Origin of the sequence: Streptomyces sp. LS1784 (genome assembly GCF_020103755.1) — a bacterium.
Lineage (GTDB): Bacteria > Actinomycetota > Actinomycetes > Streptomycetales > Streptomycetaceae > Kitasatospora.
Genome location: NZ_JAHSQD010000268.1, coordinates 1 through 10994, shown reverse-complemented (window position 1 = coordinate 10994; position 10994 = coordinate 1). Strand labels below are relative to the sequence as shown.

Annotated in this window: 12 protein-coding genes; 7 read left to right on the top strand and 5 right to left on the bottom strand. The window is 72.6% G+C overall.

Annotated features, from left to right (window positions below; all coding sequences use genetic code 11):
* Positions 1 to 212 precede the first annotated feature (212 nt).
* Together KS423_RS26380 and KS423_RS26375 are read left to right on the top strand one after the other, a co-directional pair.
* The gene (locus KS423_RS26380) at positions 213 to 1004 is read left to right on the top strand and encodes a thioredoxin domain-containing protein (RefSeq protein ID WP_224282265.1); all 792 of its coding nucleotides are present in this window, start codon (positions 213 to 215) and stop codon (positions 1002 to 1004) included.
* A complete protein-coding gene (locus KS423_RS26375; RefSeq protein WP_224282264.1) occupies positions 1001 to 1621 on the top strand; it encodes a vitamin K epoxide reductase family protein in 621 nt (206 codons plus the stop codon). Before KS423_RS26380 ends, KS423_RS26375 begins: the two co-directional genes overlap by 4 nt.
* A gap of 72 nt (positions 1622 to 1693) precedes the next feature.
* Here the strand turns inward: KS423_RS26375 and KS423_RS26370 are convergent, their stop codons facing one another.
* Genes KS423_RS26370 through KS423_RS26360 form a run of 3 tightly spaced genes read right to left on the bottom strand, consistent with a single transcriptional unit; the run spans position 1694 to position 4638 of the window.
* A complete protein-coding gene (locus KS423_RS26370) occupies positions 1694 to 2677 on the bottom strand; it encodes an adenosine deaminase (protein WP_224282263.1) in 984 nt (327 codons plus the stop codon).
* Between the two features lie 54 nt (positions 2678 to 2731).
* Positions 2732 to 4024, bottom strand: coding sequence for an MFS transporter (locus tag KS423_RS26365; RefSeq protein WP_224282262.1), 1293 nt, complete (start codon positions 4022 to 4024; stop codon positions 2732 to 2734).
* Positions 4021 to 4638 carry a helix-turn-helix transcriptional regulator gene (locus tag KS423_RS26360; RefSeq protein ID WP_224282261.1) on the bottom strand — a complete coding sequence of 206 codons (618 nt, stop codon included), beginning with the start codon at positions 4636 to 4638 and terminating at the stop codon, positions 4021 to 4023. The genes KS423_RS26365 and KS423_RS26360 overlap by 4 nt, the downstream gene beginning before the upstream one ends.
* Before the next feature lie 143 nt (positions 4639 to 4781).
* Between KS423_RS26360 and KS423_RS26355 the strand changes: the two genes are divergently transcribed.
* Both KS423_RS26355 and KS423_RS26350 read left to right on the top strand, forming a co-directional pair.
* Positions 4782 to 5063: a DUF6158 family protein gene (locus tag KS423_RS26355; RefSeq protein WP_051829638.1), complete on the top strand. Its 282-nt coding sequence runs from the start codon at positions 4782 to 4784 to the stop codon at positions 5061 to 5063.
* A gap of 120 nt (positions 5064 to 5183) precedes the next feature.
* Positions 5184 to 6572, top strand: a complete 1389-nt coding sequence (locus KS423_RS26350) for an NADP-dependent succinic semialdehyde dehydrogenase (RefSeq protein WP_224282260.1) — start codon at positions 5184 to 5186, stop codon at positions 6570 to 6572.
* Positions 6573 to 6604: 32 nt separating this feature from the next.
* On the opposite strand, the gene KS423_RS26345 is transcribed toward KS423_RS26350, so the two are convergent.
* Both KS423_RS26345 and KS423_RS26340 read right to left on the bottom strand, forming a co-directional pair.
* Positions 6605 to 6898, bottom strand: coding sequence for a hypothetical protein (locus tag KS423_RS26345; RefSeq protein ID WP_224282259.1), 294 nt, complete (start codon positions 6896 to 6898; stop codon positions 6605 to 6607).
* A gap of 55 nt (positions 6899 to 6953) precedes the next feature.
* Positions 6954 to 7955 carry a Ku protein gene (locus KS423_RS26340; protein WP_224282258.1) on the bottom strand — a complete coding sequence of 334 codons (1002 nt, stop codon included), beginning with the start codon at positions 7953 to 7955 and terminating at the stop codon, positions 6954 to 6956.
* 146 nt (positions 7956 to 8101) lie between these two features.
* Here KS423_RS26340 and KS423_RS26335 point away from each other — a divergent pair, with 146 nt between their 5' ends.
* From KS423_RS26335 to KS423_RS26325, 3 genes are all read left to right on the top strand, one after another.
* Positions 8102 to 8329 carry a hypothetical protein gene (locus KS423_RS26335; RefSeq protein ID WP_224282257.1) on the top strand — a complete coding sequence of 76 codons (228 nt, stop codon included), beginning with the start codon at positions 8102 to 8104 and terminating at the stop codon, positions 8327 to 8329.
* 263 nt (positions 8330 to 8592) lie between these two features.
* On the top strand, positions 8593 to 10032 hold the full coding sequence (locus KS423_RS26330) for an amino acid permease (RefSeq protein WP_224282256.1): 1440 nt from the start codon (positions 8593 to 8595) through the stop codon (positions 10030 to 10032).
* Positions 10033 to 10228: 196 nt separating this feature from the next.
* A partial coding sequence (locus KS423_RS26325; RefSeq protein ID WP_224282255.1) for a helix-turn-helix transcriptional regulator occupies positions 10229 to 10994 on the top strand: 766 nt, incomplete at its 3' end.

Here is a 10994-nt window from a genome sequence, read left to right as displayed (position 1 = left end):
CGCGGGCGCCGTTCCCCCGGGCCAGCCGGTCGCTGGTCCCCGCCGAGGACGTCGTCGTCCGCCCGGCCGTCCGGCGCGGTCCGCCGGTGTTCGCCCTGGCCGCCTGAGCCCGCAGGCCTCCCGCCCGCCCAGCCGGCTGTCTCTCTCCCCTCGCGCAGGCCCCGCCCGGCCGCGCGTCTCCCCGTACGCCCGAGAGCACAGGACGACACCCCATGAGCAACACCCGCAAGACCGACAAGAAGACCTCCGCCACCGAGCGCATGCGCGTCGCCCGCGCCCAGGCCGAGCGCTCCGACCGGATCCGCCGCCGGGTGGTGGTCGGCGGCGCCTCCGTCGCCGTGCTCGCCCTCGCGGCGGGCGTGGCGTTCGCCGTCGGCGGCTCCTCCGGCTCCGGTTCGAACGCCGCGAACGGCCCGCTGGTCGTCCCGGCCAACGCGAGCGGCACCGACGGCACCGTGATCACCTACGGCAGGGCCGACGCCCCGCACACCCTGGATGTCTACGAGGACTTCCGCTGCCCGTTCTGCGAGCAGCTGGAGACCACCACCGGCAAGGCGATCCAGCAACTCGCCGACGACGGCACGTACAAGGTCGAGTACCACCTGGCGACGTTCCTGGACAACAACCTCGGCGGCAAGGGCTCGCGCACCGCGCTGGCCGCGGCCGGCGCCGCGCTGAACGAGGGCGTGGACAAGTTCAAGGCGTTCCACGACGTGCTGTACGCCAACCAGCCGGACGAGCGCAGCGACGCCTTCGGCGACGTCAACCACATCCTGGACCTGGCAGGCCAGGTGCCCGGCCTGAAGACCGACGGCTTCGTCAAGGCCGTCCAGGACGGCACCTACGCGCCGTGGGCGGCCAAGGTCAACGAGGAGTTCAACAAGAGCGACGTCACCGGCACCCCGACCGTCAAGCTGGACGGCAAGAAGCTGGACGTCCTGACCGGCGGCAAGGCCGTCGCCCCCGAGCAGTTCACCGCGATGGTCAAGCAGGTGACCGGATGACGGCCGGTTCCCCCGCCGCACGGCCCACCTACGGCGCGAGCCGCCCGTTCGCCTGGCTGCTGCTGATCGGCGGCGCGGTCGGCCTGTTCGCCTCGACGGTCCTCACCCTGGACAAGATCCGGCTGCTGCAGGACCCGTCCTACGTCCCCAACTGCAACATCAATCCGATCATCAGCTGCGGTTCGATCATGCGCAGCGAGCAGGCCGAGGCCTTCGGCTTCCCCAACTCCCTGATCGGACTGGTCGCCTTCGGGGTCGTCGTCGCGGTCGGCGCCGGGCTGCTCTCCGGGGCGGCGTACCGGCGCTGGTTCTGGCTCGGCCTGCAGGCCGGGACGGTGTTCGGGGTCGGCTTCGTGACCTGGCTGATGTACCAGGCGCTGTACCGGATCGGCGCGCTCTGCCCGTACTGCATGGTGGTGTGGGCCGCGGTGATCCCGCTGTTCTGGTACACCACGCTGCACAACCTGCGCACGGGCGTGATCCCGGTGGGCCCGCGGCTGCGGGCGGTCGTCCGCGAGGCGGCCCGCTACCACTGGGTCGTCCCGGCCCTGTGGTACGCGGTGATCGCGCTGCTGGTCCTCAACCGCTTCTGGTACTACTGGAGCACCCTGATCTGACCCCCGTCCCGCCGCCCTCCCGTTTCGACGGGGAAGGGCGGCGGGCCGCCACGGCGGGCGCGTCCCCGCCGATCAGAAGGTGAACTCCTCGACCTCCGCCAGGAGTTCGGCCCGCCGCCGGTCGTCGATGAACGAGGCGCGGAAGGAGTTCGCGGCCAGTCGGCGCAGGGTCTCCTGGTCGAGGGCGAGGGCCTCGCGCACGGCGCGGAAGTTGTCCTCCACGTAGCCGCCGAAGTACGCCGGGTCGTCGGAGTTGACGGTGACCAGCAGGCCGGCCTCCAGCATCTCGCGCAGCGGGTGGTCGGCGAGGGTGTCGACGCAGCGCAACCGGACGTTGGAGAGCGGGCAGAGGGTCAGCGGGATCTGCTCGCGCACCAGGCGGGCGACCAGCTCGCCGTCCTCCAGGCAGCGCAGCCCGTGGTCGATCCGCTCGACGCCGAGGACGTCCAGCGCCTCGGTGATGTACGCGGCCGGGCCCTCCTCGCCCGCGTGCGCGACCCGGCGTAGCCCGGCCTCGGCGGCCCGGCGGTACACCTCGCGGAACTTCACCGGCGGGTGGCCGACCTCCGCGGAGTCCAGGCCGATGCCGGCGATCCGGTCGAAGTACGGGCGGGCGGCCTCGAAGGTCTCCAGCGCGGACTCGGCGGACTCGTCCCGCAGGAAGCACATGATCAGCTGGGTGCTGATGCCGTGCCGCTCCTCGCTGCGCTCCAGCGCCCTGCTCAGCCCGTCCACCACCACGGCCAGCGGCACTCCGCGCGCGGTGTGCGCCTGCGGGTCGAAGAAGATCTCCGCGTGCCGCACGCCCTGCTCGGCGGCCCGGGCCAGGTAGGCGTCGGCGAGGTCGGCGAAGTCGTCCTCGGTGCGCAGCACGGCCATCAGCGCGTAGTAGAGGTCCAGGAAGGACTGGAGGTCGCTGAAGGAGTACGCCTCGCGCAGCGCCTCGGTGTCGGCGTACGGCAGCTCGACGCCGTTGCGGGCGGCGAGCTCGAAGGCGAGTTCGGGCTCCAGGGTGCCTTCGATGTGCAGGTGGAGTTCGGCCTTGGGAAGCGGCATGTGCGATCTGTCCAGCGGTAGCGGGTGGACCCGGAGGTGACGGAATGATCCATCCTATGAGCTGCTGCCCGTCGGGGGCCCGGCGGGCAGTTCCCGGCGGGTGCGCAGCGGGGAGAGCAGCGGCAGCGCCCCGGCCAGTACGAGCAGGCCGGACATCACCCACATGGTGGCGCGCAGCCCGATCGTCTCGCCCAGCGTGCCGCCGGTCAGGGCGCCGAGCGGGATGGTCGCCTGGACCGCGAACATCGAGCCGGCCGCGACCCGGGTGAGCAGCTCGGGCGGGGTGTAGGACTGCCGGAAGCTCCCGAGCACCACGTTGACGAACACCGCCGCCGCGGTGACCGTGAGCGATCCGAGGAGGTAGAGCGCCGTCCCGGGGCCCGGCCCGGCCAGCGGCATCAGCAGTCCGAACGGCATGGCGGTGAGCAGCACGATCCGTACCGCACGCGCCGTTCCGAGCCGGTGGCAGAGCGGGCGGGCCGCCAGCGCACCGAGCACGCCGCCGACCGCGGCGGCGGAGGCGAGCCCGCCGACCCAGCCGGGGGCGATCCCGGCCTCCCGGACCAGGAACAGCGCCAGGATCGACTGGTAGCCGATGAGCGCGAAGTTCGCGGCCGCGCCGAAGCACAGGAAGGCGCGCAGGTACGGGTCGCGCAGCAGGAAGGACAGCCCCTCCCGGACCTGCCCGAGCAGGTCCGCCCGCCGGGGCACGGGCGGCTCCGGCCTGGACCGGATCCGCAGCAGGGTGCCGGCCGCCACCAGGAAGCTCACCGCGTCGACGAGCAACCCGGCCGCCACACCCAGCAGTTGGATGGTCAGCCCGGCCAGCCCGCGCCCGACGACCTCGGCCGCCGAGCCGCTGCCCTGGAGTTTGGCGTTGCCTTCGACCAGGTCCTCCGGCGCCACCAGCTCGGGCAGGTACGCCTGGTAGGCGGCGCCGAAGAACACCGAGGCCACCCCGCTCAGGAAGGCCACGGCCAGCAGCTGCGCCAGGGTGAGCACCCCTGTCCAGCCCGCCACCGGCACGCTCGCGAACAGCGCGGCCGAAGCCAGGTTGCAGACGATCATCACGGCCCGCCGGGGCAGCCGGCCGACCCACACCCCGGCCGGCAGGCCGAGCACCAGCGAGGGCAGCCAGACCGCGCCGGTCAGCAGGCCGGAGGCGAGCGGCCCGGCGTCCAGCACGAGCACCGCGACCAGCGGCAGGGCGACGGAGGTGACGCTGCTGCCCAGCCGGCTGGTGGTCTCCCCGGCCCACAGCAGCCGGAAGTCCCGATCGGCGAACAGGCCCCAGCGTGAACGGACTTCGGGATCCCGGGCAGCCGGGACGGCGGTCGCGGCGGTCACGGCCGGGCCGGGACGCTGTGCGAGAAGGCGAGCACGGTCTCCCGCTCCTGCCCGTCCTGCGGCACCGGCCGGTCCGTCCACTTCTGGATCACCGCGTGCAGGTCCGCGGCCAGTTCCCGGGCCTCCTCCGGGGTGAGCCGCAGCCAGGTCTGGGTGGCGATCGAGCAGCCGTCCCGCCACTCGGGGGCATAGCCGCTGCGCCGCGCCCCCCACTCGCGGACCAGCTCGGCCTGACGCTCCAGCAGGATCGAGCCGGCCGCGTCCGCGACGGCCTCGGTGACCGGGTCGCCGTCGAAGTCGGCCCTGGTCCAGCTGAGTTCCTTGTCGGCGAGCCGCCACCAGCGTTCGCGCCGGTCCCGGGCGAGTTCGGGCGCCTCGGCGATCAGCCCGCTCTCGGCCAGCACCTTCAGGTGGTGGCTGACGTTGCCGACCGCCTGTCCGGTGCGCTCCGCGAGCTGCCCGACCGTCGCCGGGCCGTCCACCTTGAGCAGGTCGAGCAGGCGGCGGCGCAACGGGTGGGTGAGGGAGGCGAGCACCCGGGAGTCGGAGATCTCCCGGAAGCCGCGCGGTTCGTCCGTCTTCTCGGTCGTGTTCTCGGTCGTCTTCTCGGTCATGCCGGGAGGATATCCACAAGGACTCTTGTACAACAGCCCTTTTACAACTCCTCTTGTGGATTCACCACGCGAGCGAAACGGGTGCACCGGCGGCGGCCGACGGGCACCCTGTAGGAGGGGACTTCCGCCGAGGAGGCACCGAGATGCGGCACGCCGACGACCCGCACATCCGGCCCGCGGGCATCTCCCCGCACGCCCTGGGCAACGACACGCTCCTGCACGAGCTGGAGCAGCTGCACCGCACGCGCCACGAGACCTTCCTCTACGGCTCGGAGGACGCGCTGAAGCGGCACACGCTGCGCACCGGGGAGCTGGAGGCCGAGTACCTGCACCGCTTCCCCAACCGGCAGGTCACCGCCGCACGGACCAGGGCCGGGGCCCGGGCCCGGGAGGCTGCGGCCCGGGTGGAGTCGCTGCCGGAGTGACCGGAGCCGACCGCGCGCCCGCCGGGACACGCCGGGCGCGCGATGGCGTGCCCGGAGCCGGGTGGTCGGGGAGGGTGTGAGGGTAGACGCACCGGACCCTGACCCCACCTGGGAGCACCCATGCCCATCGCCAGCGTCAACCCCGCGACCGGCGAGACCGTCAAGACCTTCGAACCGCTCGACGCGGCCGGTATCGAGCGGCGGCTGGCCCGCGCCGATGCCGCCTTCCACAGCTACCGCGACACCTCCTTCGCCGCCCGCGCCGAACTGATGCGGCGCGCCGCCGACCTGCTGGACCAGGACCAGGAGGCGGTCGCCCGCACCATGACCGAGGAGATGGGCAAGCCGCTCGCCGCCGCCCGCGCCGAGGCCGCCAAGTGCGCGAAGGCGATGCGCTGGTACGCGGACAACGCCGAGGCGCTGCTCGCCGACGAGCACCCGGCCCCGGCCGACGTCACCGACTCCGGCGCCACCGGCGCCTACGTCCGGTACCGCCCGCTCGGCCCGGTGCTGGCCGTGATGCCGTGGAACTTCCCGTTCTGGCAGGTCATCCGGTTCGCCGCGCCGGCCCTCATGGCGGGCAACGTCGGCCTGCTCAAGCACGCGTCCAACGTGCCGCGCACCGCGCTGGCGATCGAGGAGCTGTTCCGGCGGGCCGGTTTCCCGGAGGGCTGTTTCCAGACCCTGCTGATCGGCTCGGGCGCGGTCGAGGGCGTGATCCGGGACCGCCGGGTCGCCGCCGTCACCCTCACCGGCAGCGAGCCGGCCGGGCGGGCGGTCGCGGCCACCGCGGCGGACGAGGTGAAGAAGGCCGTCCTGGAGCTGGGCGGCAGCGACCCGTTCGTCGTGCTGCCGAGCGCCGACCTGGACGCCGCGGTGCGCACCGCCGTCCGGGCCCGGGTGCAGAACAACGGCCAGTCCTGCATCGCCGCCAAGCGCTTCATCGTGCACACCGACGTGTACGACCGCTTCACCACGGCCTTCGCCGACGCGATGCGCGCGCTGAGGGTCGGCGACCCGATGGACGAGGGCACCGACGTCGGCCCGCTGGCCAGCCGGCAGGGCAGGGACGACCTGGAGGAGCTGGTCGAGGACGCCCGCACCCGCGGCGCCCGGGTGGAGTGCGGCGGCGGGCGCCCGGAGGGCTGGGACACCGGCTGGTTCTACGAGCCGACGGTGCTGACCGGCATCACCCCGGCGATGCGGATCCACCAGGAGGAGACCTTCGGCCCGGTCGCCACCGTCTACCGGGTGGCCGACCTGGACGAGGCGGTGGCGGTCGCCAACGACACCCCGTTCGGGCTCAGCGCCAACGTCTGGACCACCGACGAGGCGGAGCGGGAGCGCTTCGTCCGGGACATCCAGGCCGGCGGGGTGTTCTTCAACGGGATGACGGCCTCCCACCCGGCGCTGCCGTTCGGCGGCGTCAAGTGCTCCGGGTTCGGGCGGGAGCTGTCCGGGCACGGGATCCGGGAGTTCTGCAACGTCACCACGGTGTGGATCGGCTGAGCCCTCCCGGACCCCGGCTCATCCCGGCCGGGTCAGGACGCCATCCGGTGCCGGCCCGGCCCCGGCGTCATCCAGCGGGCGATCACGCCGAACATCGCGATGACCGTCAGGCCCCAGAAGATCGCCATCGGCACCAGCACCGGCAGCAGGCTCACCTGGGCGGCGACCATGCCGAGGCCGACCGAGAGCGCGATCATGAACGTCACCACGGTGGGGCTGAGGCTGAGCAGCCAGTGCCAGGCACGGTGCCCGAAGCCCCGGTTCTGCCGGGCTTCGGGTTCAGCCTCGGTTCGGGCGTCGATTTCCTTGTAGGTCAGCAGGTCCATCGGGATCGCCTCCAATGCCGGACGGCTGGACGGGAGGAGGGCCTGACCCGGGGGGTCAGGAGGCCTTGCGGGGAGCCGAGGACTTCCGGGTGGCGGTCCGCTTCGCCGCCGGACTCTTCGCGGAGCCCTGCCCGGAGGTCTTCCCGGAGGTCTTCTCGGAGGTCTTCGAGCCCGTCTTCGCGGCGGTCCTCCCGGCCGCCTGGGCGCTCTTCTTCGCCGGGGCACGCTTGCGCGGAGCGGGCTCCTCCTCTGCGCCGGCCTGCCCGGCTCCGGCGTTCCGCCCGCCCTTGGCCTGCCTGAGGCTGCTGCGCAGCGCCTCCATCAGGTCGATCACGTTGTCCGGGGCCTCGCCCGGCTCCTCCTCGTGCGGGACCTCGACGCCCTCCAGCCGCGCGGTGATCACCTGCTGCAACGCCTGCTGGTAGTCGTCGTGCAGCTGGGCGAGGTCGAAGTCCTCGGAGAGGGTGTCCATCAGGGAGCGCGCCATCTTGAGCTCCTGCGGCCGGACGGTGACGTCCCCCTCGGGCGCGATGCCGGCCGCCGGGCGGACCTCGTCGGGCCAGATGCAGGTCTGGAGCACCAGGGTGTTGTCGTGCACCCGCAGCACCGCGGGCGACTCCCGGGTACGCAGCGCGATCTTGGTGACGGCGATCCGCCCGGACTCCGTGAGCGCGTCGCGCAGCAGCGCGTACGGCTTGGCGGCGCCCTTGTCGGCGACGCCCACGTAGTAGGCCTTGGAGAACATCAGCGGGTCGATCTCGCCCTCCTCCACGAAGGCCAGCACGTCGATGATCTTCTTGCTGGGCAGCGGCAGGTCGGCGAGGTCCTCGTCGGAGAGCGTGACGGTCCGCCCGTCGGGGGACTCGTACCCCTTGGCGATCTCCGTGTACGGGACCTCCTTCTCCTCCCGCTCGCAGTACCGCTTCATCCGCACCCGCCCGCCGTCCTTCGCGTGCACCTGGTGCAGCGGGACGTCGTGCTCCTGGGTCGCGGAGTACAGGTGGACGGGGATGCTGACCAGCCCGAAGCTGATCGTCCCCTTCCAGGTGGTCTGCATGGGGTCGCTCCTGACCGGCGCCGGGAACCGGCCGGCACCGAGAACGCTCGGGATGCTCCTGCGGCATGCCCCGAGAGTCCCACTGTGCCTGGATTTGCGAGGATCGGCCACACCGCGCCGACAATGGGCCGAGGAGGTCGATGCGCATGACCGCCCGGAGCCGGCAGGACCGGGGCCGGACACCGCCGCCGGAGCGGTACGGCTACCTGGTGACGTACGCGGTCCGGGGCGAGCCCGGCGTACGGCGCGCGGAAGTGACCGTGCTGCCCGGATACTCGCAGGAGGAGGACATCCCCCGGATCCTCTCCGCCCGACTGACCGGGCGACCGGCGGACGAGGCGTCGATCACCATCCTCGACATCCGGCCGATCTGACCGCCACCGGCGGCCGATCTGAGGCCCAGCAGAGCTTGGCAACCTCCCAGAATCCTGATGACACGTCAGATTTGAGGTTTCCATGCCACCTTTCCACCCACCCTGACCAGGCTTTTTATGTCCGTTGAGCGAACAGTTACCAAAAAATTGTTCCGATACTCGGGCGTAGAAGTTAGGTTGCGACGCAATGCGCGGGTCAGTCCCCCACCCTCCGGTGCCACGAGCCGAGGGTCAGACCGCGCTGGAAAGGCACAGGGCACCTGATGAGTGCAGACACCACCCAGCCCACCGCGGCCACGAGCCTCCCCCACCAGCCGGGGCCGATCGGACACGGCGGCGACGGCCACCTGAAGGCCGGGCTCAAGAACCGCCACCTGTCGATGATCGCCATCGGCGGCGTGATCGGCGCCGGCCTCTTCGTCGGCTCCGGCGCGGGCATCGCGACCACCGGCCCCGGCATCCTGCTCTCCTACGCCCTGGCCGGCGCACTGGTCGTCCTGGTGATGCGGATGCTCGGCGAGATGGCCGCGGCCGACCCCCAGAGCGGCTCGTTCTCGGCGTACGCGGACCGGGCGCTCGGCCGCTGGGCCGGCTTCAGCATCGGCTGGCTCTACTGGTTCTTCTGGGTCGTGGTGCTGGCCGTCGAGGCGACGGCCGGCGCGAAGATCCTGAACAACTGGGTGCCCGGCGTGCCCCAGTGGGGCTGGGCGCTGATAGTCATGGCGGTGCTGACCTCCACCAACCTCTTCTCGGTGGCCTCCTACGGCGAGTTCGAGTTCTGGTTCGCCGGGATCAAGGTGGTCGCGATCGCCGCGTTCCTGGTGATCGGCACCCTCGCCGCCTTCGGCCTGCTGCCGGGCACCCACGCGGTCGGCGCCAGCAACCTCACCGGCCACGGCGGCTTCCTGCCGCACGGGGTGGGCGCGGTGTTCACCGGCATGCTCACCGTGGTGTTCGCCTTCATGGGCAGCGAGATCGTCACCCTGGCCGCCGGCGAGTCGGAGGACCCGGAGAAGGCGGTCAGCAAGGCCACCAACAGCGTCATCTGGCGGATCGGGATCTTCTACCTGGGCTCGATCCTGCTGGTGGTCACCCTGCTGCCGTGGGACTCCGCCGACGTCAAGGCGAGCCCGTACGTGGCCGTACTGGACCACATCGGCATCAGTGGTGCCGGCCAGGTGATGGACGTGATCGTGCTGACGGCGGTGCTGTCCTGCCTCAACTCCGGGATGTACACGGCTTCCCGGATGGCCTTCTCGCTCGGTCAGCGCGGGGACGCGCCCAAGGCCTTCGCCACGGTGACCTCGCGCGGCGTGCCGCGGGTCGCGATCCTCTCCTCGGTGGTCTTCGGCTTCGTCGCGGTCTTCTTCAACTACACCTCGCCGGACACCGTGTTCGCCTTCCTGCTCAACTCCTCCGGTGCCGTCGCGCTCTTCGTCTGGCTGGTGATCTGCGCCACCCAGCTGCGGATGCGCAAGATCATCGAGCGCGAGATGCCCGAGCGGCACACCGTCCGGATGTGGCTGTACCCGTACCTGACCTGGACGGCCATGGGCATGATCGGGTTCGTCATGGCGTACATGTTCACCGACGCCGACGGGCGCAAGCAGATGTACCTGTCGCTGGTCGCCGCAGCCATCGTGCTGGCGGCCTCGGCCGTGGTGGGCCGACGGCGGCGGGCTGCGGTGGCGGCGGGATCCTGACCCGCCCGCCCCGCGCGGGAACGCCGGGCCCGGGAGCCGTTTCGCAGGCTCCCGGGCCCGGCGCCGTTTCCGGGCCGCCACCCGCCCCTCCGTTCCCGGCCCGCCGCCCGGCCCAGTTTGACCAAGGCACGTCAAAGGGGATACCAGGGCATGACGCTCCCCCACGAGCACTCCCCCGCCCCCTCCGGGAGACCCCGTGCCGCCCTTGCCCACCCCCGCACCGCCCCCGCCGCCCCCACCCCGTACGGAACCCGGGTCCGCACGCCTGCGCTTCGGCCGCCGGCTGCGCCACTGGCGCGAGGCCCGCGGCCTCAGCCAGGCCGAGTTCGGCCGGCTGCTCGGCTACCACGACTCGCTGATCAGCCGGGTGGAGAACGCCCGCCGCTGGCCGCCGCCGGGGATGCCCGCCCGGGCCGACGAGCTCCTGCTCGCCGACGGCGAACTGGCCGAGCTCTGGCAGACCGTCCGGCAGGAGCGCGAACACCTCGGCGAACGCGCCGCCGCCCGGCCACCGCTCGCCGTCCGCTCCGCCCCGCCGGACGCCGCCACCGTCGAGGTGCTCGCCCACCTGCTCGCCGTCTACCGCGCCGCCGCGGGCCGGATCGGCGGCGAGGAGCTGGCCGCCGTCCTGGAGCACCACGCCCACACCCTGCTCGGCGGGCGGCACCCCGGCCCCCGCGAGGACCTCGCCGCCGACCGTTCGCTCGCCGCCCAGTACGCCGAACTCGCCGGCTGGGCCCACTTCGAGGGCGACCGTCCCGCCCGCGCGCTCAGCTGGTACGCCACCGGGCTGGAGTGGGCGCGCGCGACTGGTGACCGGGCCACCACGGCCGCGCTGCTCGTCCGGCAGAGCGCCCTCTACTGGTGGCTCGGCGACCCGGCCACCGCGCTCGCCCTGGCCGAGGCCGCCCGGACCACCGCCCCTCCCCTGCCGGGGCTGCGGGCCTGGGCCGCCGTCGCCC

What these genes read in the sequence shown, in the direction of transcription:
- KS423_RS26330 (WP_224282256.1), top strand. Translation starts at nt 8,593, where the DNA reads ATGAGTGCAGACACCACCCAGCCCACCGCGGCCACGAGCCTCCCCCAC.
- KS423_RS26335 (WP_224282257.1), top strand. Translation starts at nt 8,102, where the DNA reads ATGACCGCCCGGAGCCGGCAGGACCGGGGCCGGACACCGCCGCCGGAG.
- KS423_RS26340 (WP_224282258.1), bottom strand. Translation starts at nt 7,955, where the DNA reads ATGCAGACCACCTGGAAGGGGACGATCAGCTTCGGGCTGGTCAGCATC.
- KS423_RS26345 (WP_224282259.1), bottom strand. Translation starts at nt 6,898, where the DNA reads ATGGACCTGCTGACCTACAAGGAAATCGACGCCCGAACCGAGGCTGAA.
- KS423_RS26380 (WP_224282265.1), top strand. Translation starts at nt 213, where the DNA reads ATGAGCAACACCCGCAAGACCGACAAGAAGACCTCCGCCACCGAGCGC.
- KS423_RS26355 (WP_051829638.1), top strand. Translation starts at nt 4,782, where the DNA reads ATGCGGCACGCCGACGACCCGCACATCCGGCCCGCGGGCATCTCCCCG.
- KS423_RS26360 (WP_224282261.1), bottom strand. Translation starts at nt 4,638, where the DNA reads ATGACCGAGAAGACGACCGAGAACACGACCGAGAAGACGGACGAACCG.
- KS423_RS26375 (WP_224282264.1), top strand. Translation starts at nt 1,001, where the DNA reads ATGACGGCCGGTTCCCCCGCCGCACGGCCCACCTACGGCGCGAGCCGC.
- KS423_RS26370 (WP_224282263.1), bottom strand. Translation starts at nt 2,677, where the DNA reads ATGCCGCTTCCCAAGGCCGAACTCCACCTGCACATCGAAGGCACCCTG.
- KS423_RS26350 (WP_224282260.1), top strand. Translation starts at nt 5,184, where the DNA reads ATGCCCATCGCCAGCGTCAACCCCGCGACCGGCGAGACCGTCAAGACC.